The organism is Brevibacterium jeotgali (assembly GCF_900169175.1).
Taxonomy (GTDB): Bacteria; Actinomycetota; Actinomycetes; order Actinomycetales; family Brevibacteriaceae; genus Brevibacterium; species Brevibacterium jeotgali.
The window spans coordinates 383,945-407,497 of the sequence record NZ_FXZM01000001.1 but is presented as its reverse complement, the minus strand read 5'-3'; the positions used below and the strand labels follow the sequence as shown (position 1 = coordinate 407,497).

The window sequence follows — 23,553 nt, the reverse complement described above, 5'->3', positions numbered from 1 at the left end:
CCGTCTTCATGGCGAGATCGGGCACGTGCCTCCTGTCGAGTTCGAAGTAGTCCACGCGCAGCTGCCTGCTCGGGCGTTGGCATCAATTTCCAGATAGAAATCCCTCTACAAAACTCGGGGCTTGACAGTTGGGCGGGGCATCGATGTCCCACCTCTGCGGTGCGTCGCACTGTGAGCCTACGAACCCGGGGCGCTGTCCATACCGGGGGTGTTCAGAAGATGAACAGTCGCATTCGGCCGGCCCGTCGGATCAACGAACCGGTCGAACTCGACGGGAGAGGCGGCTGTCCTCAGCCGGCCGTGGCATCCCAGGCATCGATGACCTCCTGATCCCATCCGGACAGCTCGGTGGAGGCCTCGTGCTGGCAGTCGTGGGGGTTCAGTGCCGTGCCGTCGGCCGTCGACTCGAACGTGAGGCACGGGGGATGTTCGACGGTGATGCGTGCAGTTCCCTCCCAGTCGACGCCGCGGAGAGCTGCGACGAGGGCATCGCGGCCCGTCGCAGTGGTGATGTCCGGCCCCTGGCCGTGAGGGAGTGTGACGTCGGGGGATGCAGACCCACCGCGGTCCGTCGCAGTGGTGAAGCCCGCGCCCCACAGTGAGGCGAGGACGTCCACGCGCTCGCCCCATGCCTCTGCGGGGAGGAACGAGGCGACATCCGGCGAGTCCGGATGGCTGAGTGCGATGCGCTGTGTGGGCTCCAGCGGCCACGCGGACGAGGACACCGCCTCTGCGACGTCGCGCAGGGCATCGGCGTCAGGCGCTTCGATCTCAGCCTCCTGCAGACTCTCCGATACTGACGTCAGTGCGGCGCCGAGGTCCTCGATCTGCTGATGGGCGGCCAGGACGTCGCCGATCGACGGAGCGCCCTGGCCGGTGTGGCCCTGCATGGTCGACCCGTAGTCCAGACGGAACCCGTCTCCCGTGTGGAATGTGAAGCCGGTCAGCACGTCGTACTCACCGGCGAACACGTCATCGAGCTGTTCGAGATCGGCGAGTGATTCCAGCTCCAGGTCCGCGTCGACCTCCCCCTCCGAGGAGACCTCCGCCGTGACGACCGCTGCGTCCGCGGAGTCAGCGGCGGCGAACAGCTTCTGAACGGTGTCGGCGTTCTTCTCGGAGCCAAGGTGGAACGTGAAGGACTCCTCGAGCTCGTCGGATTCGGCGGGGACCGGCACGACGTCTGTCTTACCGCTCCCCGTGTCGTCGGCAGTCGGTGCGTCCGCTCCTCCGTCCGTCCCCGGGGAGCCGTTCGGAGACTCGGTCTCCTGTGAGTCATCCTGCGCGGGGTAGGCGCGCACCCGTGAGCGTCCGTCCCGGGTGACGGCGTCCTCGACCCAGGTGTGCAGGTCCGTCCCTTCCGTGAGGGTGACGGTCGCAGTGCCATTGTGCAGGGTTCCCGATGCGACGTCGGGCAGCTCGCGGAGGTGGGGCAGCGCCGTCAGGTCCAGGCGGTGCGATCGGTAAGGGCCACCGTCCGGCTCGCTGTAGCCGTACGTGCCCGCGATGGTGTACGGACCGCTGACGATCGTGAGGGGCGAGGTCTCATAGGAGACTCCGGCATCGTCGAGCAGCCGCATGATGCGACGGCCTGTCGTTCGCAGTGCGGCCTCGCTCGCCTCAGCGGAGATCTCGGCCACGATTGCTTCTCCAGCGGCGGCCGATTCGACCGATGCGACGGCGGGGAGTTCGGCCACCGACTCGGCGAAGCCTTCGTAGTCGATGCTCGACTCCTGTTCGGAGTCGACGTGGCCGCATGCCGTGACGGTGAAGGCGAGTGCGAGACCGCTCAGGAGTGCGGGCAGGCGGGATCGGAAGTTCATGATGCTGACTCGTTCCATGCGTCGACGAACTCCTGTCCCCAGCCGTGTACGTCGGCCTCCGCACCGGAGGCGGTGTTGTGCGGGTTCTGGGCGCGACCGTCGGCGGTCGTCGTGAAGGAGGGCATGTCCCCGCTGGCCAGGGTGATCCTGGCGGTGCCCTTCCAGTCCACTCCTCGCAGTGTTTGGACGAGGGCGTCGCGGCCCGCCGGCGTGCTGAACTCGGACTCCGGTCCGATCTCGAGCGTCGTGTCGACATCCTCATGGCCGTACCTGTAGGCGACATCGACGAGCCCGGCGTCCCAGAGGTCGGTGAGCAGCGGCTCCCGTTCGTCCCACTCGTCGGCGCTGAAGGGCGCCTTGTAGTCCGAACTGTCCTCGTGGCTGACACGCACCGAGGTGTCCTGCGGCAGTGGCCAGGCAGCATCGGAGATCGTGTCGACCACGCTGCGGAGGACCTCGGAGTCGGGAACGGTGAGTTCGACGTAGCTGCCGCCTCCGCCGATCCGGGTGACCGCGGAGCGTGCGTCCGTCAGCAGACGGCGGGCCTCCATACTGTGCTCGATCGGGGGTCCGTCATCGTCCACGAGCACCTCGAGCCCGTCGTCCGTGACGATCTCGAAGCCGCTCAGCTCACGGTCGGGGACTTCCGCGACGACTGCGTCGTGCACGGCGGGGACGTCCGAGGGGCCTGCGACGCGCAGGGTCGCCGACGGGTACTGGATGCTCTGCTCGACAGAGGCCTCGACGACCTCGGCGCCGGTCAAGTCTGCGAGGTCGAACAGTGACGCCACGGCGTCCGCAGTGCCGTCGGCGCCCAGGCTGAGCACCAGCCACCGCGACTCCGGCTCCTGTGCCGTGCGAACGATCAGACGCGTCCGGACATCGGTCTCGAGCGCGTCCGCGACCCACCCGCGGACATCCTGGTCTTCTGCGAGCACGACCTCCGCGCCGCCTGCGGTGAGGGAACCGGATTCGACATCGGGGAGCGCACGGAGGTCGAGGAAATCGGTGAGCTCGATCCGGTCCTGCCCGCACGCGTCCGCGCAGGCCACGTATTCGCTGTCGGGACGCGACTGCGCAATCTCCGCGGTGAACGGCCCGTACCCGACGGTGACCTCAGGAGCGCCGGACGGGTACCTGTGGTCGTTCACCAGCGTGTGCGAGCGCTTGCCCACCGTGCGCAGCTCCGCCTCGCCGCTGTCCGGATCGAGGACGACGGTGAACGTCGAGTCCGTGGCGGGGGACGAGGGGGAGTGGCCAGGGGGTGAGGGGGAGGAAGGGCCGGCGTCGGCGTCGGCCACCGGCGTGTCCGGGGCCCCCGGCGTGCTCTCGACACTGTCGACTCCGGGGAGCGAGCGCAGCTCGTCGACGAGAGTCGCGTAGTCCGACGCCGGGCGATCGTCGCGGTCGTCAGGTTCGCACCCGGCGAGCAGGGCGAGGCTCAGGGTCGCGCCCCCGGCCGTCGCTCGGGTGACGGTCCGCCATGGCGTCTGCGACGTGGTGCGGCGGCGTGTGCGCGTGCTGGTCATATGACCAGTGTGGGTGGGGTCGGGCAGTCGAAGGCGACGCAGTCGTGCTCGAAGCCGCACACGTGTAGCGGATCAGGCACGACGGGCGCGGCGGGTCGGCCCAGGCGAGGCAGGCCGCCTCGGCGTCAGCCCTTGATCGGTGCCGCTGTGCCGTCGAGCCGGCCGCTGAAGTCCTCGACGTCCTCGAGGGGGAGCGCGAGGAGGCGGTCGAGTTCCGCGTCGTCCGGGTCGTGGGCGAGTAGGCGGAGGCTGAAGCGCGTGTACTCCCGCTCCAGATCGTCAATCGTCATGTCGCCGTCTTCGGAGAACCACAGCGGGATCGCATTGACGATCGACAGGATCGCGCGCGACGCGGTCTCTGCGCTCTCGACCGCGAAGACGCCGGATGCCCGGCCCTCTTCGACGACGCCGGCGAAGATGTTGCGGGATTCCTTCTGGAGTTCCCGGATCAAGCTGAAGCTGTCGGCGTTCAGCCGCTCGGTGTCGCGGAGGATCACGCGGCTGATCTGGCGGTACATCGACCGGTAGCGAACAGTGAAGCGGACCAGCACGGAGATCCGCTCGACCGGGTCCGAGCCGATCGCTTCGACGGTAGCGCTCGCTCGCTCACTGAACCACGAGAAGGCGTTGTGGATGAGTTCGCGCAGCGCATCCTGCTTGGAGGGGAAGTAGTAGTACAGTGCGGAAAGGCTGAGCCCCGCCTCCTGCGCGATGTCGCGGATCGACGCACCGTCGAATCCGTGCCGTGCGAAGGTGATCCGCGCGGCGCGCAGGATCTCAGCGCGTCCGTTGGTGGTCGCCACGTCGAACTCCTCTTTCGTCGTCCGCTGTCGGAAGCGCGTCCACGACGAGGCGACACTGCCCCGCGTGGGCTCTTCGGACGAGCTCCGGTCTCAGGCCTCACCGATCTGAGTGATCGTTCGGTAAGGGTGCATTCAGACACTACCTGAAATATTCGGTGCGTGGCGCGGTGAAGAGTGGTCCACCTCTGTGATTCACAGCCCATGAGGGGGCTCGGCTCGTCTGTGCGGCGACGTGCGTCCGCCCATCTGCGCCCCGTCGAGGCGGGCACGGACATCGTACAGAGTGACAGCGGCGGCCCCCGCCCACGCGAGGGTCTCGCCGCAGGGGCCCTTTCCAGGGCCCGTGGTGGGCGCCGAGGCAGGGTCACCGTCCGTCACACGGCGCTGCGTGCTCGAAGTGCCCGGCGTCGCGCTGACATACTGTCAGGGACGCATATGTCCCACCCCAGGAGGAACTGTGACCATCACCGTCAAGGCACTGCAGAAGACCGGGCCGGAAGAGCCCTTCCGCGTGACGGAGATCGAGCGGCGCGACGTGGGCCCCCGCGACGTCCTGATCGACATCCGGGCCGCAGGGATCTGCCACAGCGACATCCACACGATCCGCAATGAGTGGGGCGAGGCGCACTTCCCTCTCGCAGTGGGCCACGAGATCGCAGGCATCGTCGAGGCTGTGGGCTCGGAGGTCTCGGACCACGCGGTCGGCGACCGCGTGGGCGTGGGATGCCTGGTGAACTCCTGCGGCGAGTGCACGGCGTGCACCGACGGCGAGGAGCAGGACTGCACCGGCGGCAAGGGGAAGAAGGTGGGCACGTACAACTCGGTCGATGTCGACGGCTCCGTGACGCAGGGCGGTTACGCGCAGAAGGTCGTCGTCGACGACCGGTTCGTCCTGCGCATCCCCGACGCACTGGACTTCGACCGTGCGGCGCCGCTGCTGTGCGCGGGAATCACGACCTACGCGCCGATCGCCCGCTGGGGGGTGGGCGAAGGCACGAAGGTCGCTGTGCTGGGACTGGGCGGCCTGGGCCACATGGGCGTCCAGATCGCTGCGGCGAAGGGCGCTGACGTGACCGTGCTGAGCCGCAGCCTCAAGAAGGAGGAGACCGCGCTGAAGCTGGGCGCCTCACGCGTGCTCGCCACGACGGAGGAGGACTTCTTCCGCACCCACCGCGGCGCGTTCGACTTCATCCTCAACACGATCAGTGCGGACATCCCTCTCGACAAGTACCTGGGCCTGCTGCGCCGGCGTGGAGTCATGGCGGTCGTCGGACTGCCGCCGGAGAAGCAGCCCGTGGGCTTCGGCGCGCTGATCAGCGGCGGAAAGGTGCTCACCGGTTCCAACATCGGCGGCATCCGGGAGACCCAGGAGATGCTCGACTTCTGCGCCGAGCACGGTCTGGGATCGTGGATCGAGAAGATCGGCGTCGACGATGTGGACGCAGCCTACGACCGCGTGGTGGAGGGCGACGTGCTCTTCCGCTTCGTCATCGACACGTCGACGTTCGACAGCGCGGAGGGTGCTGAGAAGGTCTGATCTGAGACGGATAGTGCTGATGCGGAGACCGCCGAGTCCCAGGTCGATTGACGTGGACAGGCCGGCGCGCTCCGCTCGCCCGCAGCGGCCCGCAGCAGCCGGCCGCAGCCGGTTCTTCCGCGAGGGACGGGCTGAAGGTTCGAGGGCCGGGCGCACACACCCGGCCCTCAAGCCTCGGAGGTGTCCCTCGCGGCAGGACGGCGTCGTCACCCGCGGCAGGACGGCGGAGTCACCCGATTCGCGGGCCTGACGGAGCGAACCCTGGCCGGATGGACCCGGACTGGGCGAACTCTGACGGGGTGGGTTCTGATCGTGCAGATCCCGCCTCGTCCGTGCCGGACTGACGCGTCGAATGGACTGCGAGTCCGGAACGATCGGGTGCGAGGGGCGACCTGAGGACGAGGTCCTCGTCGTAGTCGCCGCCGTTCTGCGAGCGGTAGGGGATCGGCTCGGTCTCTCCGATCGCGGTGACCTGCCGGCGCACCGTTTCGGCAGCCGCGCGGTACTGCTGGTCGTCCAGTCGATTCGCGCCGTAGACGGCGACGGGCGGAAGCACGGACATGCCCGTGTACCAGAAGGTGCCGTGCAGCAGTGGGAAGAGGATCTGGTCGAGCTGGCCGTTGATCCCGCGCGGGGAGAAAGCGGCCTCAGGTCCGCCGGTGCTGGTGAGGACGAGTGCGCGCTTCCCTGACAGGACCCCCTCGCCATAGCGCAGGGTCCTGCCGGGGTGGTCCGGGTCGGTGACTCCGTAGGCGTAGCCCTTCACGAGCACGCGGTCGATCCAGCCCTTCAGGATCGCCGGGGGTGCGAACCACCAGAGCGGGAACTGGAAGACGACCGCATCGGCCCAGTCGAGCTTCTGGTGCTCTGCGGTGATGTCCTCGCTCAGGGTGCCGCGGTCGTAGGCGTGCCCGGACGCCCGGCCGATGCCTGCAGGGTCGCCATGGTCCTCCGTGAAGTCGTCGCGGTCGAGGGTGGGCTTCCACCCCATGGCGTAGAGGTCCGAGACGCGGTGGGAGTGTCCGGCTTCCGTGAGTGCGGCGAGGCCCTCGTCGCGCAGCGCTGCGTTCAGCGAGGACTGGTCCGGGTGGGCGAAGATCCACAAGACGTTCATGGTGGTCCTGTTCTGTCGGTGGCTGTGCTCGCGTCCAGTCTTCAGCGCGCGGCATCCCGACTCGAGTGGCCAGCCAGACAATATGTGAAAGAATCCGGCCATGCCTGGGTTCGCGTCCTCCGATCGACACCGCGTCGCAGTCCTCGTCCGTCCGGGGGTGCGGCCGATGGAGCTGGGACTGATCCATCAGCTGTTCGGAGCTGCTCGCTCGAGTGACGGCGCCCAGCTCTACGAAGTCCTCACCTGCAGTCCGGAACCGGGCACGATCCGCACGAACACTGATTTCGGGATCACGGTGGAGTACGGTGCGGACCTCCTGCGTGAGGCCCATACAGTGGTGATCCCAGCGGCGCAGGAGGACTACGCGCCGCTGTCAGATGGTGGTCTCTCCCCACAGATGCAGGACGTCGTCGCGCAGTTCCGTCCCGGGGTCCGCGTCGCCTCGGTCTGCACGGGTGCGTTCGCTCTGGCAGCTGCGGGGCTGCTGGACGGACGCAGAGCGACGACTCATTGGAATCACGTCGAGCACTTCCGGGCCCTGTACCCCGCGGTGGAGCTCGTGCCGGACGTGCTCTACATCGATGCGGGCGACGTGCTCACCTCGGCCGGTGAGGCCGCTGGCATCGATATGTGCCTGCACATGATCCGGAACGATCATGGAACAGCTGTGGCGAACTCCGTCGCGCGCACCACTGTCGTTCCACCGCATCGGGACGGCGGGCAGGCCCAGTTCATCCGTCTGCCCGTTCCAGAACCGACGTCCGGCGGGATCGGCGCAGCCCGGGAGTGGGCGCTGGAGAACCTGCACCGCTCCCTGCCGCTCCAGGACCTGGCGAAGCGGGCGACGATGAGTGTGCGCACCTTCACCCGGCGATTCCGTGCCGAGGTCGGCATGACTCCGCGGCAGTGGCTGATCCAGCAGCGCACGGAGCGGGCGCGGGAGCTGCTCGAGGATTCCGACCTGCCGATCGACGAGGTCTCGGCAAGGTCAGGGTTCGGCACGTCCGTCTCCCTGCGCCAGCACTTCAGGGACACTCTGGACACGACGCCGAGTGCCTACCGCAGGACGTTCCGAGGCGGAGCGCGTCCGGGAGCGACGGTGCAGAGCTGGGCCCCGAGGTGAACAGACAGCGGAGGACGCGCGCTAGTCGGCGAACGACAGCTCCGGCAGGATCGTGACCAGGTCCGGGAAGAAGATCAGGACGAGCGCGACGACGATCGTGATCGGGATGAACGTGATCGCCGCGCGCATGACATCCGTGATGGTGATCGTCTGCCCCAGGTTCACCTCCTCTGACTGCGAGAGGCGGTGGATCACGTACAGCAGCACACCGACCGGCGGGGTGATGACGGCGAGCTCGCCCAGCAGCACGATGAAGGCACCGAACCACAGCGGGTCGATGCCGAACGCGGGCGTGATCGGCAGCAGCAGCGGCACTCCTCAGGAGCGCGGGCCGCCGATCGTGACGGTGAGTGTGCGGCCCTCGCCGTCACCGGCGACGCGGGAGGTCCCGCTGGGCCCGCAGGCGGTCAGAGCGACCGCTGCGGTGCCCGCGATGGCTGTCAGGGCCATCGACGTGCTGCGCATGTTTCGTCCTCTCGTCGCGGAAGGATCTGTCGGTGTGGTCGGGCGAGGCTCAGCGCCTCGGCCATCGCAGACGTCTCAGACGCCCTTCTCCAGGCGTTCGCGGGTGCGGGCGTCCTCCGCGCCTGCCGCAGGCGGGAAGTCGAAGCGCGCCGCGTCCCAGCCGGACTCCAGAGAGGACCAGAAGAAGAACGACACCTTCCGCTCCTGGAATCGCCACCCGCGAGCTGTGCGCACGAGGGTGTCCTCGTACCGCCCCGCGGCCAGCTGGGACTCGCTCTCGACGACGCACGGCTGGAGCAGCCACGTGGTGCCGTGGGCGGAGTCGCCGTCGACCTCCACCGTCTCGTTGGAGCTGAAGTGCCACCACGACGTGACGGTCGATGCGTTGAGGGTGGGGAAGAACTCCAGCATCTCTTCGCGGCCCCGGGCGGTCGACAGTCCGACGAAGGCGCCGTCGGGGGTGAAGGTGTCCGCGAGGTCCTCCCAGAGTCCGTCGTCGAGGGCCTGGCAGTACCGTGCGCGCAGCTGAGTGATGTCGTGGATGTCCTCGAGGCGCTGGATGCGGGACGCGAGGTCGTCGTGTGAGGTGCTCACCTGGTCATCTCCTTCCCGGCGACTGTGCCGGAGTGGAACGGGGGTGAACGGAGGGGCTCGTGGTTGCACAACCTCATCGCTGAACCCGACCGCCCACAAGAACGATCGTTCTTGAGTCTCCAGGAGTGTCCCAGTTCACGTCGTGGTTGGCAACCGCCCGCAGGTGCGCTGGTCCGCGATGCCTCGGGCTGCGGCGGGTGGCGGGGTGCGGTGGGATTGACGCCGCGGGCGTCCGGGGCGTTGCGCCTGTCGCTCGCCGTCGTGGACGAGGTGAACAGCATGCGCTGAAGCACTGTCGGACGCCACGGGGCCTGTGATACAGTTCACTAGGAACGAACGGTCGTTCTTGCTTAATGGTCACACTCGTGCGGTTCAGCACGCACAGCAAAGGAGCTGGCAAGATGCAGTATCACCATGACGGCTACGTCGGCCATGACCCTCGCGTCAGGGAGGCCGCAGGGACCGGTGTCGATCGGACCGAAGAGCTTCCGGAGACGATGGACGTGCTCATCGTGGGCGCGGGTCCGGCAGGCATCGTCCAGGCTGCTCAGCTGACCGACTACCCCGATGTCCACACGCGCATCATCGAGCGCCGCCCGACGCGTCTGGCCGCCGGCCGCGCGGATGGGCTCTTCCCCCGCAGCGGTGAGACGTTCCAGGCCTTCGAGTTCTATGACTCCATCGCCCAGGAGGCCGCCCACATGCGGGAGATGAGCTTCTGGGGCCCCCATCCCGAGAACCCCACCGAGATCGCTCGCGGAGCCCGGGCTCCCGACCCGCCGGCCTCGGTCAGTGAGTTCCCCATCCTGACGGTGAACCAGGCGCGGGTGATCGACTACTTCGCGGCCCGGGCCGCCAACGGGCCGGCGCGCATCAACATCAACTACGGCTTCGAGTTCCTCGACCTGACGGTGCATGACAGTGGGGAGTACCCGGTCGAGGTCCGGCTCCGGGAGGTGGACGGCTCGGAGCGCACCGTCCGCGCCAAGTACGTCATGGGCTGCGACGGCGCACGTAGCCGGCTGCGCGGCTGCATGGATGTGGAGGTCAGTTCCGACTCGGCATCGCAGGCCTGGGCGGTCATGGACATCCTGGCGAACACCGACTTCCCGGACTTCCGCACCAGAAGCGGGATCCAGTCCGACAAGGACGGCACCATCCTGCTCATTCCGCGCGAAGGAGGCTTCCTGACCCGGTTCTACGTCTCCCTGGAGAGCCCGAACGACGAGAATCGCGAGCGGGTCATGTCCACCACTGCGGAGGAGGCCATCGAGCGGGCGAACCGCATCCTGCACCCCTACTCGGTCGATGTGCGCAAGGTGGCCTGGTACAGCAACTACGAGGTGCGCCACACTGTGGCCGAGAGCTTCGACGATGTGGCCGCTCAGCAGAATCCCGACCTGACGCCGCGGGTGTTCATCGCCGGCGATGCCTGCCATACCCACTCCGCCAAGGCCGGACAGGGCATGAACGTCTCCATCCAGGATGGGTGGAACTTCGCGTGGAAGATCGGGCAGGTGCTCGAGGGCCGCAGTGATGAGTCCCTGCTGCAGACCTACCATGATGAGCGCCAGGTCGTCGCCCAGAAGCTCATCGACTACGACAAGGAATGGTCGGCGATGATGTCCAAGCGTCCGGAGGAGATGGCGGGCCCGCAGGAGATCGTGGACTTCTTCGTCGACACCGCGAACTTCCCGGGCGGCTTCGAGACGCACTACCAGCCCTCCAGGATCACCGGAACCGCTGAGCACCAGGCTCTGGCCAAGGGCTTTCCGATCGGTATGCGCTTCAAGTCGGCCCTTGTCTCCCGCGTGGCGGACTCTCTGCCGGTGCATGTCGGTCATCATTTCCGCGCAGATGGACGGTGGCGCCTCTATGCATTCTCCGACGCGGAGGGGACCGACGTGGCTGATCTCGCCGCGTGGCTGGAGGACTCGAAGGATTCGCCGGTCAGGCTCTTCACGCCGGAGGGCGCCGATATCGACAGCGTCTTCGACGCCAAGGTGATCTATCAGCAGGACTACCACGCGGTCGACGTCAACGACGTGCCGAGCCTCTTCAGGCCGAAGGTGGGCGAATACGGCCTGACGGATTGGGAGAAGGTGTACGCGACGATCCCCGACGAAGACTTCTTCGACGCCCGCGGGATCGACCGCTCAGGCGCTCTGGTGATCGTCCGCCCGGACATGTATGTCGCACATGTTCTGCCGCTGAGCGCGCGCAATGAGATCACCGAGTTCTTCGCTCAGAGCATGGTCCGGCAGGCAGCTCCCGATCTCGTCCCAGCATGAAGAACCAGGCCGTGCAGGACGACAGGGAGGACGTGATGCCTTGAACGCGCCTCACTGGACCCTCTAGATTCAGCTCACCAGTACTTCGAGCCCGTGCATCCACAGCGACGCGCCGCCGCATCGCTGTTCCACACCCTCAGGGAAGGAATACTCATGAACACCCACTCCCCAGCAGCTGCCGACTCCGGTGCGAGCGCCACAGACGTCTTCCGCCAGTCCGGTCGTTCCAGCGCCGGCGCCGACATCCCGGTCGAGCGCGCCCAGGCTCTCATCGGCGATGCCATCAAGGCGATGAGCGACATCGCTGAGAAGCACTCGATGACCTACGAGGAGTTCAACATCCTCAAGGGCTGGCTGATCCAGGTCGGTGAAGACGGCGAATGGCCGCTGTGGCTGGACGTCTTCCTGGAGCACACGATCGAGGACATCGTCACGCGCGACCGCAAGGGCAGCAAGGGCTCCATCTTCGGTCCCTACTACGTCCCGAACTCGCCCGTGATCCAGTCCCCGGCCACCATCCCGATGCGTGACGACGAGAAGGGCACCAGGCTGAAGTTCACCGGCAACATCGCCGACGTGGACGGCGGGGCGCTCACGGATGCCACCATCGAGCTGTGGCAGGCGGACGAGGAGGGCTACTACTCCCAGTTCGCCCCAGGCATCCCCGAGTGGAACCTGCGCGTCACGGTGCCGGTCGATTCCGAGGGCAACTTCGAGATCAGCACCATCCAGCCCGCGCCGTATCAGATCCCCACCGACGGCTCGACCGGCAAGATGATCGCAGCCATCGACGGGCACGCCTGGCGCCCGGCTCACCTGCACATCCTCGTGAAGGCTCCCGGTCACCAGGACCTCATCCAGCAGCTGTACTTCCCCGGTGATGAGCACAACGACGACGACGTCGCACAGGCCGTGAAGCCGGAGCTGATGCTGGACCCGCAGCCCGACGGTGAGGGCGGCAAGACCGCCGTCTACAACTACCAGCTGGACAAGGCGTGAGCGGCTGAACAGTTGCGCCGTCCCTCGGGCGTGGCCCAGTCCGCGGCACTCCACCGCCGTAGACTGGGCCACGCCCGGTGGGCTAGTTCCCATGGGCTCCTTCCCGTGGGGAGCCCCCCGCCGATTCCCGTGACCTCTCCTCGTGCCGACGGAGCGGCTGCGGACTGATGGCAGACCCTGCGGCGGATCGGGCCGAGGTCTTGTGGGACGCGGCGCGCATGAAGCCCCGGCACCACCGCGTGAGACGATCGTGCTGAGAACGGCACAGGCGAGGACTGAGAGATTTGACCGAAGCAGGATTGCGGCGCCGAGCGCCGAACTTCATCGACCGTGAAACGGTCATCGCCGCGGCCCTGCAGGTCTTCGCAGAGCGCGGTTTCAACGGCGCCTCGATGCGCGGTATCGCCGCCGTGGCCGAGACGTCGCAGTCCAACCTCTACAACTACTTCGACTCCAAGGACGGGCTGCTGAAGTTCGTCCTCGAGGCGACCGGCCGCGAGCTCGCCGATGCGCTCGAAGCTGCCGAGGCCGAGGCGGGGGAGCCGCCCGCTGACCGGCTCGTCGCCGCCGTCACCGCCTACATTCGGTTCGTCGTCGCGAAGCCCAGTGCCTCGACCGTCGGGATCACGGAGTTCCGTTATCTGTCCGGTGACGACCGCGCGAGCGTCATCCAGGAGCGGGACCGGACCGAAACCGTCTTCCGGCGCATCGTGGAGGCCGGGACGCGTGCAGGCGACTTCGACGTCGCGGATGAAGGGTTCGCCACACGTGCCCTGGTGACGCTGTGCAATTCGATGTCCGGCTGGTACCGGCCGAATGGGCGACTGAGCCCCGACGACATCATCGTGCGCCAGGTCGACCTTGCGCTCGGCCTGGTGCGTTCGCCGCGCCGTCACTGACTCTTCGCGCGTCGTGCACGATCGCAGGCAGGTGCACGATCGACTGCGGGGAGGGAGCGCCGCTCCTTCCCCGCAGTTCTCAGCCGCGACCGATCTCAGTCGCGACCGAGCAGGTCGTCGGAGATGATGCGCATCTGGATCTCGGAGGAGCCCTCGAAGATCTTCGTCAGACGTGCGTCGCGCCAGTGGCGCTCGACGGCGAAGTCCTTCGTGTAGCCGGCCCCGCCGTGGATCTGCACGGCCTCGCTGGTGACCTTCTCCGCCATCTCGGCCGCCAGGTACTTCACCATCGCGGCCTCACGGTCGCAGCGTGCGCCCGTGTCGATCTGCGTGCACACGTGGTACATGAGCTGACGGCAGGCCTCGATCTGCGCGGCCATGTCCGCGATCTTGAACCGCAGGTGCTGGAAGTCGGCCAGCTTGTGCTTGAACTGCACACGCTGCTGCATGTACGCGATGGAGTCCTCCAGGGCGGCCTGCGCCAGTCCGATCGACCGGGCCGCGGTGTGCGCGCGCCCGACCTCCAGGCCGGACACCGCCTGATAGAAGCCCTTCTCCTGTTCGCCGAGCAGCGCATCGGCCGGCAGACGCAGACCGTCGAAGTTCAGGTCCCAGGTCTTCCAGCCGAAGTAGCCGATCTTCCGCGCAGGCGTGCCGGACATGCCTGCGGGGAACGAGCCGCGCTCCTTCTCCAGCAGGAACGTCGAGATCCCGCGGTGGCGCTTCTCCTCATCAGGCGAGGACGTGCGCGCGAACAGGATGATGTAGTCCGCCTGGTCGGCGTACGTGCACCACATCTTCGTGCCGGTGATGATCCACTCGCCGGTCTCCGGATCCTGGTCGGCCCTGCACGTGATGTTCGCGACATCGGAGCCGGCCTCGGCCTCGGACAGGGCGAAGGCGCCCAGGTACTCGCCGGTGGCGACCTTCGGCAGCAGTCGCTGCTCCTGCTCTTCGGAGAATCCGCCGCCCATGCCGTTGCCGCGAGCCAGCAGGCCGGACACGCTCATCCATGCGCGCGAGAGCTCCTCGGCGACCAGGCAGTACTCGAAGACACCCAGATCGAGCCCTCCGTACTCTTCCGGGATCAGGATCCCGAAGAAGCCCATGTCGGCCATCTGCTGGACCATCTCCGGCGGGAAGTCGCCCTCTTGCGGATCGACCTCATTGGCGATCGGCAGGACGACCTCGCGGGCGAACTGCCGGGCGAGCTGCTGGAGCTCGACCCGTTCCTCGGTCATGTAGTGGGGTGTGCCAGGGCGCGGGCGCGGCTTGTGCGTCATCCGAAATCTCCTCAACCGTCGATCGTGATATCAATCGATCGTCTCCATTATACAAATGTAATCAATCGTGCGCGGCGGCATCTCGCTCCGTGATGCGCAGTCCGTCCAGCGGACCGTCAGATCCCCGCACCTTCTGCACGGGGCTCGTTCGCCCATTCCCGCAGGGTCACGGTCCGGATCTTCTGTCCGTTCGTGCCTGCGGTGGTCGGCATGTCCTCGACTATCCTCACCTCCGCGGGCACCTTGTAGCGGGCCAGGTCCGCCTTCGTGTGCGCCTGCAGATCCTCGCCCGTCACCGTCGCGCCCGGGGTCGTCACGACGAAGGCGACGGCCTCCGTCTCACCCGCGGCGTCCGCACGTCCGACGACCTTCGCGACGACGACCTCCGGATGCGTCGCCAGGTGCATCTCGATCTCTGCGGGATCCACCATGAAGCCCTTGAGCCGCAGCACGTCGCCGATCCGGCAGATGTACGAGTACGTGTGGCCATCGACGGCCTCGGCGAGGTCGCCGGTCCGGAACCAGCCGTCGTCGGAGAACGCCTTCGCGCCCTCGCCGGCATCGCCCAGGTAGCTGGTCACCACGTTCCGCCCGCGCAGCTGCAGCTCACCGCGCTCACCGTCAGGCAGCTCGTCCTCCGTCGCCGGATCCGCGATGCGGTACGCGTAGTCGTCCGCGACCAGGCGACCGCCGCCGCCCACGCGGGGCTCGACATCCCCGTCGAGCGTCCAGAACGAGGTGAGTGCGAAGACCTCCGAAGAGCCGTACACGCCCACGGACCTCGTCCCGAATGCGGCCGCGGCCCACTCGGCGATCTCCTCCGACATTCCCTGGAAGTCGCCGATCCCGGTCCACCGCCAGCTGGAGAGGTCCTCGCGGCTGGACTGCCACGCATCGCGCAGCCGGGCGAGCATGTCATCGCCGCCCACGTAGTGCGTCCCGCGCTCCGTCTCCCATGCCCCGAGCAGCGCTGCGGGTTCGAAGACGGGCTGGATGAGGACTCCTGCTCCGCCGAACAGCGCGACCATCCCGGCGACGTAGCCGAACACGCCGGAGTAGGGCAGCGGCTCGACCATGAGGTCGCCCGGCCGGAACCCCACCTGCGCGGCGGCGGACTGCATGTGGTGGATCGTGTCCGCCTCGCCGTGTGCGGCGAGCTTCGGCATGCCCGTCGATCCCGAGGTCGTGAAGGCGACCGTGAGCAGATCGTCGCCGCCGTCTCCCGCAGCCGTGCCGCTGTCGGCGCGCAGGCCGGCCAGGGCCTCGGGCGCGGGCTGCGGCAGCTGCGAGGCGTCCGCACTGCCAGCGCCGAGGTCCCAGGCGCCCAGGTCCGGTCCCTGGTCGGCACCCGGGGCCGGGGTGACGAGCACGAAGGGTGTGGGAGTGCCCTCGGGCAGACCCTCCGCGACGCGGCGCAGCGTCGCGAGGAAGTCCACGCGCTGGAAGCCGTGAGCGGTCACGAGCACCTTGGGTCGGGCCTTGACGAGCACGTGGCTCACCTCCGCCACGTTGTAGCGGGTGTTCACGCCGATGACGTGGGCGCCCACGGCTGACGCCGCGAACTGCCATGCGTAGGATTCCGCCCAGGACGGCAGCCAGACGGCGAGGCAGTCGCCTTCGCCCACTCCCTGCGTGCGCAGCCATGCCGCGAGGGTGCGGGTGCGGGCGAGGAGACCGTCGGTGGTCACGCGCGCGGTGCCGAGCTCGCCCGGATCCACCTGCGTCACCAGGATGCGGTCGGGGTCCGCCGCGGCCCAGTCGTGCAGGTGGCCGTAGAGGGTGCGTGCAGTCGTCTGATCCGTGCGCGTCATGAGAGTGAACCTCCTGTGTCTCCACGATCCTGCCGTGTGTCGGATGAGAGGGCGTCCTGGATCCAGCCGTGGAGGACCGGCGCGAAGTCCGCCATCTCCTCCATGGGATAGTGGCCGATCCCTTCGAGCAGTGTGAACTGCGCGCCGGGGATCTGTGCAGCGGCGCGGCGGATCGTCTCCGGGTCGATCCAGAGGTCCCCGCTGCCGGCCACCAGGTGGGCGGGGGCGGTGATCTCAGGGAGCCGGTCGATGATGTCGTGCGTACCCCAGCCGATGAGGTCGGAGTGCGAGATGTCCGGATCCTCGCGGCGGTGCATGCGGGCGATGATCTCGCGACGGGCCTCGGGGACCGCGCCGCCGACGACGGCGCGCGTGCCCCAGTACGTGCGGTCGGAGCGGGACGGGGTGGAGATGTCGTTGAGCTCGCGCCGCATCGCCTTGACGTTCACGTGCCCGCGATCGGCGTTCGCGGCCATCGCCACCACCGCGCGCACGCCGTCGCCCAGGCGGATGCCCACATCGAGTGCGATCTTGCCGCCGATCGAACAGCCGACGACGACGGGACGCGTCACCTCGAGCGCGTCGAGCACCCGGATGCAGAACGCGGCGTAGTCGCCCAGGTCCGTGACCGGTCCGCCGGCCGGCTGCTCCGAATGCCCGTGTCCCGGCATGTCCGGGACGATCACCCGGTAGCCATGGGCGGCGAGCTCGCGTGCGGCGTCGCGATACTGGACGCCGGACTGCCCGGCGGTGTGGATCGCGAGAACGGGGAGGCCGTCGGCCGGCCCCCACTCCTGGACGAAGGTCAGGCGGCCGTCGAGCTCCAGCTGGTGCGCGCGCAGCCGTGTGTGGGCGGGCCGGTCCACTGCCATGGGATCCGCCGCCGAGGTCGCAGTCGGCTGAGCGGCTGCCGCGCCGCTCACGGTGGGTGCGGCCTCGTCGTGGGCGAGGGCCGTGCCTGCGCTGGAGGATGTGGGGGACGTCGTGGTCATGCCGAGGCTCCTTCCGTGACGGCGGCGCCGGGGACGTCGGAGGCCCCGGAGTGGCCCCAGCCGGCATCGGCGGCGAGGCTGCGGCAGAGGTCGATGACGCGGATGAGCGCGGTCGTCATCCGGAGGTACTCGTACCCGGAGCCCGATGAGCTGAGTCGACGGAGCATCGCCGACTCCATGAACATGTTCGCCTCCGCGGTCATGAGGGAGATGAACTCTGCGCCACTGATGTCGATCACGAAGTCGGCGCCCCTGATCGAGCGGGGCGACACTTCGAGCACCCGGCCGCGATAGCAGCGGATGTGGACCTCGCGTCCGCCGATCCGCAGCCCGATCGTGCCGTCGTAGGTCTCGATGAGCTCGGTGAACTCCTGGTCCGCGACGAGCCTCTCCTGCAGGAGACGGGCCCACTCGCGGGACCCGGGTGCCGCAAGGGGGTGGGGGGCCGGCAGATTCGTGAGGATGGAGAGTTCGACGGTGCCGAGGACCTCGGCGTCGGCCGTGGGGACGTCAGCGGAGGGAGCGTTCGTGAGGGTGACCGTGACCTCGGCGACAGTGCCCTCGCGAGTGCCGAGGAGAGCGGTCACGACCGCCTCGGCCTGCACGCTCGTCGGCGCATCGGTGGAGACGGAGGCGCCGGGCGACAGCGCGATCCGCGCGGCCCGGACGTCACCCGGACCGGCGGCCAGAGGGTGCAGGGCGACGGCGGTGGCTTCGTCCGCGAGGGCGAGCGTGCCCGACTCCGTCGTGACGGCGATCGTCGCCAGCAGGGTGCCGGGGGCGATCCCGGGGAGTGCTCCGAGCGAGGGGGATGCGGGTGCTGTCACCGTGGGTCCTTTCGTGGGCCGGCGGCGCCGGCCCGACTGCGAGGGGAGCGGCTGGGGTGCGCATCCCGGGGATGCGGGTAGCTGCGGAGGGGTGCGTGTGGGGCGAGGTGCACGGGAACGACGTGAGCGCGGACGATCACAGCGACCCGAGCAGGAGGATCGAGGCGCTGTACACCACGCCCAGGAAGAGCAGGACGAGGAAGAGATAGCCCATCACCTCGCGCAGCTTGATGCCGGAGATCGCGAGCACGGGGATGATCCAGAACGGCTGGATCGCGTTCGTCCACTGGTCGCCGTAGGCCACGCCCAGGGCGGTCACTGCGTGATTCGCGCCCATCTGCTGGGCCGCTTCGATCATGATCGGCCCCTGGACAGCCCACTGCGCACCGCCCGACGGAGCGAAGAGGTTGATCAGGCCGCCGGCGAGGAAGCTGAAGAACGGCAGGGTCTCCGGAGTGGAGATCGCGACGAATCCTCCGGCGAAGGTGATCATGAGGCCGGACCCGGCGAGCACGCCCATGATGCCGGCGTACAGCGGGTACTGGAGGAGGACGCCCGCGACCACGCCCACGCTGGCGCGCAGCCCGACGAGGATGTTGTTCGGGCGTGCGAAGAGGAGCAGGGTGAGGGAGAGGAAGGTGAGGTTGATGATGTCGAAGTCCACGCCGTCGCCGCCTGCGAAGTGCAGGACGGTGTAGAACAGTCCGACAGCGCCCAGCAGGATGCCCACCAGGGGGTTGGCGTTGAGGCGGTCGGCGAAGGTGTCGCGAGCCTCGTCCTCGGCGGCGGCAGGAGCCTCCGCCTGGGCGGGCGGCTCCGTGAACGCGATGACCTCGTCGTTGCGCGCCGGGTGGAGCAGGGCGAGGAAGACCGGCATGACGAGGATGACGACGATGCTGGTGGTGAGCACGATGGGATGGAAGATCGTCTCCGAGGTGGGGAGGATCCCCATCTGCTCCTCGAGGATGTGGCCCGGGGTGGCGATCGTCAGCGGGATCGTGCCGGACAGCCCGATGCCGTAGAGCGAGAAGCCCGCATAGCCGCCGGCGACGGCGAGCGGGTAGTGCAGTCCCGGGACGGTCTTCGCGAGCTTCCGCGCCAGCACGACGCCGATCACCAGCCCGAAGCCCACATTGAGCCACGTGCCCAGAGCGCCGGCGAACGTCGCGATGGCGACGGCGACGCGGGGATTGGTCACGCGGCTCGCGAGTGCGTTGAGGCCGCGATCGACCAGCGGGGTGTTCGCGAGCATGTAGCCGGTCAGCAGGAGCATCGCGATCTGCATGGAGAACGCGAGGAGGTCCCATGCGGACCCGCCCCACATCCGGGTGACGTCGATCGGGTTCTGCCGCTCGACCACGATCGCGAGGAGGAACGTCACGAATGTGAGGAACACCGCCACGACCAGCGATTCGGGGAGGAATCTGTAGAAGGCGCGGGACAGTCCGGCTGCGAGTGACTTCATCGTCGATCCGTTTCGTGGGAACTCAGGGGCGATTGCTTCGACGAGTTCTCGACTGAGGGCTCGTGCGGTGCGTACTCCGTGGTTCGCTCCCGCGGTTCGCCGCCTCGGCGGACTGCGGACTGCGAGCGACGGGCTGCACTTGCCGGAACAGACAAGAACGATCGTTCTTGTCTGTCATCGTAGGCGCACGGCCGGTGTTCGGGCAAGAGGGCGAGGGGTTCCGTCCGGATTGCCCGGGGCAGTGGGGCCGCGCGATCCGCCCCCCGTCACGCCGGCGCTTCCGGCAGATGGAGTGGGTGCAGCCCGGCCCCCGCGGGTCGGTTCGGGGCCGGGCTGCACCCACTCGCGGGATGACGTTGCACTCACTCGCGGGATGACGAAGACCTTCTTCGAGGGGGCTTCAGTCCCGTCGCTGTGATGTGACGGTTGCAGTGGTGTGACGGCGCGGGTGTGTGACGGTGCGGGTGCACTCAGCCGGTGGCGGGCCAGGTGGTGCCGTGGAGCCGCTCGTCGACAGCGAGGCGGCAGAGGCTCATGCCGGAAAGCACAGAGGCCCGCACGGCGCCGAGGCCATTGCCGAGGCCGTTGCCGAGGGCCTCGCCGAGGTCGTCACCGAAGTCGTCAGTCGGAGGCCAGCCACGCCCGGATCGCGTCGCCGTCCTCGCCGAGCTTCGGCGGTTCCTTGCGGTATGAGGGAGGTGTGGCGGACATCGTCAGCGAGTTCCGGATCGTGGCGACGGAGTCCGGGTCGTCCGTGTGCCAGACCGGATCCAGGCCCAGATCCTGTGCCGTCTTCAGTCCCTCGCCCACGTTCTGCACGGGCGAGCAGGGGAGTCCTGCCTCACGCAGCAGGAGGAACCATTCGTCCCTGCCCTTGTGGGACAGCGCCTCTTCGAGCAGGGGGCGCAGTTCGCCGCGATTGCGATTGCGCTTCTCCGGCGATCCGAATCGCTCGTCGTCTGCCCACTCGGGGTGTCCGAGAGCTGCGGAGAGGCGACCGAACTGGCCGTTGTTCGCGCCCACCACGATGAGGTCGCCGTCGCCGGTGGGGAACGCGTTGTAGGGATAGATCGACGGGTGCTCGTCGCCGGCGCGAGTGGGGACCGCTCCGTGGGTGGCGGTGGACTGGTACTGGTTGAGCATCGTGAAGACGGCGTTGCTCATGAGGTTGTTCTCGACGAGCTGTCCCTCACCGGTGAGATCGCGGTGGCGGACGGCCGCGGTGATTCCCAGTGCGGTCATCATCCCCGTCGAGAGGTCGAAGAGGGAGATGCCCGAACGGACGGGCGGCCCGTCGGGGCTGCCGTTCATGTCCATGAGCCCGGCCATGCCCTGGACGAGAACGTCGTACCCGGGCAGCTCCGCGCCCCCCTTCGTGCCGAATCCGCTGATGTGGGCGTAGATGATCGACTCATTGAGCGCGCGCACGTCGTCATAGCCGAAGCCCAGTCGCTCGATCGAGCCCGGCTTGAAGTTGTGGACGAAGACGTCCGCGCGGGCGGCGATGCCGCGTGCGGTCTCTCGGTCGTCCTCATCCTTGAGGTCGAGCGCGATCGAGTGCTTGTTGCGGTTCACCGCCTGGTAGTAGCTGGCCTGGTCCTTGTACGCGGGCGGCATCCACCCGCGGGTGTCGTCGCCGTCCGGGCTCTCGACCTTGATGACCGTCGCTCCCAGGTCCGCCAGCAGCATCGTGCAGTACGGGCCGGCGAGCACGCGTGCGAAGTCCGCGACCACGATCCCGTCCAGGGGTCCCGGGGTGGACGATGGTGCGGTACTGGGCAGAGCGGTCATCGAAGTCTCCTCATTCCTCGTCGAAGCGATTCTCGTCGACCATACTCACGCACGGTCGTGCGGGTTCATCCAGGGTGTGGACCGCGCTTGACGGTCACGACAGACCTTTCTAGCGTAGTAGGCATACAGGCCGAACGTTTGATCAGCTTGAGTGGTGAGACGTTCCGACAACGCGTGCCCGCGTGCGCGATGTGCAGGCGCGGATGTGCGTGTGGCGAAGACGCCATGGGGTCCGCGGGTGCTATGCCCTTCAGTGAGGAGACCGACGGCGATGTCCCCAGAACAGTCCAGTCCAGAGCAGACCACCGCAGTGAGCACTGATCCGCGCGGGATCGATGGCCCGCGCGTCCGTGCATGGATCGCCCAGAGGCAGAACGTCGACGCGGATGCCGTGGGGTTCCAGGTGCTGTCCGTGGGGCGCTCCAACCTCACGTTCACCGTCACCCACGACGGTGCGCCGACGTGGGTGCTGCGGCGGCCGCCGCTGGGCCACACGGGCGGCAGCGCGCACGATGTCAAGCGCGAGGGGCGGATCATGGCGGCCATGGGGCCCACTCCCGTGCCGGTGCCGAACGTTCTGGAGATCGTCGATGATCCGGACGTGCTCGACGTGCCGTTCGTCTTCCAGGACCACTGCCCGGGCTTCACGATCCACGCGCCGGAGGACCTCGAGCTCATCCCTGCTGGCGGTTCCGTCCGTGAGTCGATGCTGGACATGGTCGGTGCGCTGTCGAAGGTGCACGCCGTCGACGTCGATGCGGTCGGACTGGGCGACCTGCGGCGGCCCGGCGGCTTCGTGGAGCGCCAGCTGCGGCGATGGCTGGGTCAGTACGAGGCGATCACGACACGTGACCTGCCGGTCATCGGCGAGGTCCAGGCGGTGCTGTCGGAGGAGATCCCGCCGGAGAACGCCACCGGCATGGTCCACGGAGACGTGAAGCCGAACAACATGCTCTTCGATCGGACCACGGGCAGCGTGCAGGCGATCGTGGACTGGGAGCTGTCGTCGATCGGCGACGTCGTCACGGATCTGGGATACCTGCTCGCCATGATGTTCGTGGATGATTCGCTCACGGGAATCTGGACCCCAGGGGCGGAGGAGGGGTCGCCGACCGCGGAGGAGCTGTCGGCGCACTACTCGACGCTCACGGGTCGCGACACCTCGAACGTGCCGTACTACGCCGCGTTCGCCGTGTGGAAGCTCGCGTGCATCCGCGAAGGGGTCTACACGCGGCTGCTGCAGGGGAAGATGGGCGACCTCGACGTGGATCCGGAGGAGGCCGGGGCGAGCGTCGAATCCCTCGCCTCGTACGCCCTCGACATCTTGCGCACCGGTCGCATCTGAGCGGCAGGAGCCTGTGCGGCAGGGCCCGGGCCGGCGTCCGCGGCGGGGTCCGCGGTGGCTCTGACCCGGTGGCGCTGATCCGGCGGCCCTGACCCGGTAGCACTGACCTGGTGGCCCCGCAGCCGCGGCACTGCGGAGTATTCCCCCTCGTGAGGTGGGGGTTCTCACGCTGACCGTGACTCCTTGTGGCCATACCATGTAGTTGGAAGCTCAACTACATGGTCCCGCGTTACGCGGACACAAGGAGGAACGCACATGCGCATCGGAGTCATCGCAGGCAGCAGCCGCCCCGGAGCACTCAACCCGCAGATCGTCGACTGGGTCTCGACACAGCTGGCCGAGCGCGGACTCGACTCCGAGGTCCTCCACTTCGGTGCGTACGACCTGCCGATCCTCGACGAGGCGATCCCCGGCGGCGCCGGCATGTACGAGAACGAGCACACGAAGGCCTGGGCGGCGGCGCTGCGCCCGTTCGACGCCTACATCGTCGTGACGCCCGAGTACAACCACTCGGTGCCCGGCCCGCTGAAGAACGCGATCGATTTCGTCGGCCAGGAGTTCGCCCACAAGCCCGTCGCCTTCGTGTGCTACGGCGCGGACAAGGGAGTGCGTGCGGTGGAGGCGTGGCGACTGGTGTTCGCGAACTTCCGTGCGGCGACGGTCCGCGGCGCCGCGTCCTTCTCGATCTTCACCGACTTCCGGGATGGCGCGTTCGCTCCGGAGGAGGTCTCCGCGCAGACGTTCGCCCCGATGCTCGAGGACCTGGTCGCCTGGGCCGACGGCTTCGCCCACGTCCGCGCGAAGCTCGAGGAGAAGGTCTCCGCCTGACGCTCTCGGTCGTCGCCTGACACTCGTCAGCGAG

Annotated in this window: 20 protein-coding genes; 7 read left to right on the top strand and 13 right to left on the bottom strand. The window is 68.1% G+C overall.

Annotation, left to right across the window (positions count from 1 at the left end):
- Positions 1 to 290 precede the first annotated feature (290 nt).
- From BJEO58_RS01835 to BJEO58_RS01825, 3 genes are all read right to left on the bottom strand, one after another.
- Complete coding sequence (locus BJEO58_RS01835; protein ID WP_144573792.1) at positions 291 to 1,841, bottom strand: hypothetical protein; 1,551 nt, start codon at positions 1,839 to 1,841, stop codon at positions 291 to 293.
- Complete coding sequence (locus BJEO58_RS01830) at positions 1,820 to 3,352, bottom strand: hypothetical protein (RefSeq protein WP_101587181.1); 1,533 nt, start codon at positions 3,350 to 3,352, stop codon at positions 1,820 to 1,822. Before BJEO58_RS01830 ends, BJEO58_RS01835 begins: the two co-directional genes overlap by 22 nt.
- A 125-nt stretch (positions 3,353 to 3,477) precedes the next feature.
- On the bottom strand, positions 3,478 to 4,155 hold the full coding sequence (locus BJEO58_RS01825) for a TetR/AcrR family transcriptional regulator (RefSeq protein ID WP_101587179.1): 678 nt from the start codon (positions 4,153 to 4,155) through the stop codon (positions 3,478 to 3,480).
- 457 nt (positions 4,156 to 4,612) lie between these two features.
- Between BJEO58_RS01825 and BJEO58_RS01820 the strand changes: the two genes are divergently transcribed.
- A complete protein-coding gene (locus BJEO58_RS01820) occupies positions 4,613 to 5,692 on the top strand; it encodes an NAD(P)-dependent alcohol dehydrogenase (protein WP_101587178.1) in 1,080 nt (359 codons plus the stop codon).
- Positions 5,693 to 5,921: 229 nt separating this feature from the next.
- Here BJEO58_RS01820 and BJEO58_RS01815 read toward each other — a convergent pair whose 3' ends face one another.
- Positions 5,922 to 6,806 (bottom strand): NAD(P)H-dependent oxidoreductase, encoded by an 885-nt coding sequence (locus BJEO58_RS01815; protein ID WP_101587176.1) that lies wholly within the window; start codon positions 6,804 to 6,806, stop codon positions 5,922 to 5,924.
- Positions 6,807 to 6,906: 100 nt separating this feature from the next.
- On the opposite strand from BJEO58_RS01815, the gene BJEO58_RS01810 reads away from it, so the two are divergent.
- Complete coding sequence (locus tag BJEO58_RS01810) at positions 6,907 to 7,929, top strand: GlxA family transcriptional regulator (protein ID WP_101587175.1); 1,023 nt, start codon at positions 6,907 to 6,909, stop codon at positions 7,927 to 7,929.
- A 21-nt stretch (positions 7,930 to 7,950) separates the two neighbouring features.
- On the opposite strand, the gene BJEO58_RS01805 is transcribed toward BJEO58_RS01810, so the two are convergent.
- From BJEO58_RS01805 to BJEO58_RS01800, 3 genes are all read right to left on the bottom strand, one after another.
- Positions 7,951 to 8,244 (bottom strand): TRAP transporter large permease subunit, encoded by a 294-nt coding sequence (locus tag BJEO58_RS01805; protein WP_101587173.1) that lies wholly within the window; start codon positions 8,242 to 8,244, stop codon positions 7,951 to 7,953.
- A 3-nt stretch (positions 8,245 to 8,247) separates the two neighbouring features.
- Positions 8,248 to 8,394, bottom strand: coding sequence for a hypothetical protein (locus tag BJEO58_RS14895; RefSeq protein ID WP_180951785.1), 147 nt, complete (start codon positions 8,392 to 8,394; stop codon positions 8,248 to 8,250).
- A 75-nt stretch (positions 8,395 to 8,469) separates the two neighbouring features.
- Positions 8,470 to 8,988 (bottom strand): nuclear transport factor 2 family protein, encoded by a 519-nt coding sequence (locus tag BJEO58_RS01800; RefSeq protein ID WP_101587171.1) that lies wholly within the window; start codon positions 8,986 to 8,988, stop codon positions 8,470 to 8,472.
- A gap of 401 nt (positions 8,989 to 9,389) precedes the next feature.
- Here BJEO58_RS01800 and BJEO58_RS01795 point away from each other — a divergent pair, with 401 nt between their 5' ends.
- The 3 genes from BJEO58_RS01795 (at position 9,390) to BJEO58_RS01785 (ending at position 13,177) form a co-directional block, all read left to right on the top strand.
- The gene (locus BJEO58_RS01795) at positions 9,390 to 11,279 is read left to right on the top strand and encodes an FAD-dependent monooxygenase (RefSeq protein ID WP_101587270.1); all 1,890 of its coding nucleotides are present in this window, start codon (positions 9,390 to 9,392) and stop codon (positions 11,277 to 11,279) included.
- 153 nt (positions 11,280 to 11,432) lie between these two features.
- A complete protein-coding gene (catA, locus tag BJEO58_RS01790; RefSeq protein WP_101587170.1) occupies positions 11,433 to 12,278 on the top strand; it encodes a catechol 1,2-dioxygenase in 846 nt (281 codons plus the stop codon).
- Positions 12,279 to 12,562: 284 nt separating this feature from the next.
- The gene (locus BJEO58_RS01785) at positions 12,563 to 13,177 is read left to right on the top strand and encodes a TetR/AcrR family transcriptional regulator (RefSeq protein ID WP_180951784.1); all 615 of its coding nucleotides are present in this window, start codon (positions 12,563 to 12,565) and stop codon (positions 13,175 to 13,177) included.
- A gap of 95 nt (positions 13,178 to 13,272) precedes the next feature.
- Here BJEO58_RS01785 and BJEO58_RS01780 read toward each other — a convergent pair whose 3' ends face one another.
- The 6 genes from BJEO58_RS01780 to BJEO58_RS01755 all read right to left on the bottom strand — a co-directional run bounded on the left by BJEO58_RS01780 (position 13,273) and on the right by BJEO58_RS01755 (position 21,346).
- On the bottom strand, positions 13,273 to 14,460 hold the full coding sequence (locus BJEO58_RS01780; RefSeq protein WP_101587166.1) for an acyl-CoA dehydrogenase family protein: 1,188 nt from the start codon (positions 14,458 to 14,460) through the stop codon (positions 13,273 to 13,275).
- A gap of 116 nt (positions 14,461 to 14,576) precedes the next feature.
- Complete coding sequence (locus BJEO58_RS01775; RefSeq protein WP_101587164.1) at positions 14,577 to 16,271, bottom strand: AMP-binding protein; 1,695 nt, start codon at positions 16,269 to 16,271, stop codon at positions 14,577 to 14,579.
- The gene (locus tag BJEO58_RS01770; RefSeq protein ID WP_219617047.1) at positions 16,268 to 17,263 is read right to left on the bottom strand and encodes an alpha/beta fold hydrolase; all 996 of its coding nucleotides are present in this window, start codon (positions 17,261 to 17,263) and stop codon (positions 16,268 to 16,270) included. Before BJEO58_RS01770 ends, BJEO58_RS01775 begins: the two co-directional genes overlap by 4 nt.
- Positions 17,260 to 18,090 (bottom strand): hypothetical protein, encoded by an 831-nt coding sequence (locus BJEO58_RS01765; protein ID WP_101587163.1) that lies wholly within the window; start codon positions 18,088 to 18,090, stop codon positions 17,260 to 17,262. Before BJEO58_RS01765 ends, BJEO58_RS01770 begins: the two co-directional genes overlap by 4 nt.
- Positions 18,091 to 18,226: 136 nt before the next feature.
- A complete protein-coding gene (locus BJEO58_RS01760) occupies positions 18,227 to 19,555 on the bottom strand; it encodes a short-chain fatty acid transporter (RefSeq protein WP_101587161.1) in 1,329 nt (442 codons plus the stop codon).
- 621 nt (positions 19,556 to 20,176) lie between these two features.
- Positions 20,177 to 21,346: a CaiB/BaiF CoA transferase family protein gene (locus tag BJEO58_RS01755; RefSeq protein WP_101587159.1), complete on the bottom strand. Its 1,170-nt coding sequence runs from the start codon at positions 21,344 to 21,346 to the stop codon at positions 20,177 to 20,179.
- 271 nt (positions 21,347 to 21,617) lie between these two features.
- Here BJEO58_RS01755 and BJEO58_RS01750 point away from each other — a divergent pair, with 271 nt between their 5' ends.
- Both BJEO58_RS01750 and BJEO58_RS01745 read left to right on the top strand, forming a co-directional pair.
- On the top strand, positions 21,618 to 22,691 hold the full coding sequence (locus BJEO58_RS01750) for a phosphotransferase family protein (protein ID WP_101587157.1): 1,074 nt from the start codon (positions 21,618 to 21,620) through the stop codon (positions 22,689 to 22,691).
- Positions 22,692 to 22,946: 255 nt separating this feature from the next.
- A complete protein-coding gene (locus BJEO58_RS01745) occupies positions 22,947 to 23,519 on the top strand; it encodes an NADPH-dependent FMN reductase (RefSeq protein ID WP_101587155.1) in 573 nt (190 codons plus the stop codon).
- Positions 23,520 to 23,553: the final 34 nt, after the last annotated feature.

Coding starts and splice junctions, on each gene's coding strand:
- BJEO58_RS01830 (WP_101587181.1), bottom strand. CDS start 3,352: ATGACCAGCACGCGCACACGCCGCCGCACCACGTCGCAGACGCCATGG.
- BJEO58_RS01795 (WP_101587270.1), top strand. CDS start 9,390: ATGCAGTATCACCATGACGGCTACGTCGGCCATGACCCTCGCGTCAGG.
- BJEO58_RS01780 (WP_101587166.1), bottom strand. CDS start 14,460: ATGACGCACAAGCCGCGCCCGCGCCCTGGCACACCCCACTACATGACC.
- BJEO58_RS01770 (WP_219617047.1), bottom strand. CDS start 17,263: ATGACCACGACGTCCCCCACATCCTCCAGCGCAGGCACGGCCCTCGCC.
- BJEO58_RS01775 (WP_101587164.1), bottom strand. CDS start 16,271: ATGACGCGCACGGATCAGACGACTGCACGCACCCTCTACGGCCACCTG.
- BJEO58_RS01835 (WP_144573792.1), bottom strand. CDS start 1,841: ATGGAACGAGTCAGCATCATGAACTTCCGATCCCGCCTGCCCGCACTC.
- BJEO58_RS01810 (WP_101587175.1), top strand. CDS start 6,907: ATGCCTGGGTTCGCGTCCTCCGATCGACACCGCGTCGCAGTCCTCGTC.
- catA (WP_101587170.1), top strand. CDS start 11,433: ATGAACACCCACTCCCCAGCAGCTGCCGACTCCGGTGCGAGCGCCACA.
- BJEO58_RS01815 (WP_101587176.1), bottom strand. CDS start 6,806: ATGAACGTCTTGTGGATCTTCGCCCACCCGGACCAGTCCTCGCTGAAC.
- BJEO58_RS14895 (WP_180951785.1), bottom strand. CDS start 8,394: ATGCGCAGCACGTCGATGGCCCTGACAGCCATCGCGGGCACCGCAGCG.
- BJEO58_RS01745 (WP_101587155.1), top strand. CDS start 22,947: ATGCGCATCGGAGTCATCGCAGGCAGCAGCCGCCCCGGAGCACTCAAC.
- BJEO58_RS01750 (WP_101587157.1), top strand. CDS start 21,618: ATGTCCCCAGAACAGTCCAGTCCAGAGCAGACCACCGCAGTGAGCACT.
- BJEO58_RS01760 (WP_101587161.1), bottom strand. CDS start 19,555: ATGAAGTCACTCGCAGCCGGACTGTCCCGCGCCTTCTACAGATTCCTC.
- BJEO58_RS01755 (WP_101587159.1), bottom strand. CDS start 21,346: ATGACCGCTCTGCCCAGTACCGCACCATCGTCCACCCCGGGACCCCTG.